An 846-nucleotide genomic window follows, 5' to 3' on the forward strand; every position below is an offset into this window, starting at 1 on the left:
GTTGCCGCCGACCCGCCGCACGGTCTGCGAGAACTCGCCGGCCGGGTGCTTGGCGGTGCCCTTGAACATCAGATGTTCGAGGAAATGCGCGAGCCCGGATTTGCCCGGCGTCTCGTCGGCGGAGCCGAGCTTGTACCAGATCATCTGCGTCACGACAGGCGTGCGGTGATCGGGGATCACCACAACCTGCAGGCCGTTGTCGAGCGTGAAGCTGGCGGGGCGTTCGGAGGTAACCGTGGTCTGGGCGCGGAGGCCGCTGCTCGACAGCGAGGTCGTGCAAACAAGTGCGGCAACGAAAAGGGCGGTCGCTCGGTGTGAGGGCATCATGATCCTTATGGAAGCCCGAACATGCGGTCGGGGCGCGAAAGCACGGGCACCCTACACGGCACTGTCCGTGCCGGTCATCACGAAACGGAGAGAGACGCGCCGCCCCGCATTAAGCTTTGCTCATGTGAGGCCCGGCCGCGAGGATGAGATTGTAAAACCATACGTATCGCTGATTGACGTTAGGTTCGATCGTCTCCGCGCGGTGCGCCAGCGCCTCTCGTGGCAAACCTTTTACCTGCCGAAGTTTCCTCACGGTAAACGCGGTACCTTTCGGATAGTCACGCCCGAGAGGGCGTCTCCTTCAAGAACTCTACACACGTCGCATCTGGTTTCTCCATGAATGGCTGTTGGGGCGCCGACTTAAATCTCCGTTGACACCGAGCTCCAGTACGCCAGTTCCGGGCAGAATTCGGCACGGCATCGTGTCCGCAACAATCTGCCGGGTACACCGGACTTCTGCCCGCTCGTTTTCAAGACGCCAGTACTGGTGGGTCTGTTGCGCAGGATATCAAGGAACGC

General features: G+C 61.2%; 1 protein-coding gene. It reads right to left on the reverse strand.

Going from position 1 to position 846, the window contains the following annotated elements:
• A partial coding sequence (locus KIP88_RS45860) for a M16 family metallopeptidase (protein ID WP_374226620.1) occupies window positions 1-324 on the reverse strand: 324 nt, incomplete at its 3' end.
• Window positions 325-846 lie beyond the last annotated feature (522 nt).

The organism is Bradyrhizobium sp. SRL28 (assembly GCF_018596315.1).
Taxonomy (GTDB): Bacteria; Pseudomonadota; Alphaproteobacteria; order Rhizobiales; family Xanthobacteraceae; genus Bradyrhizobium.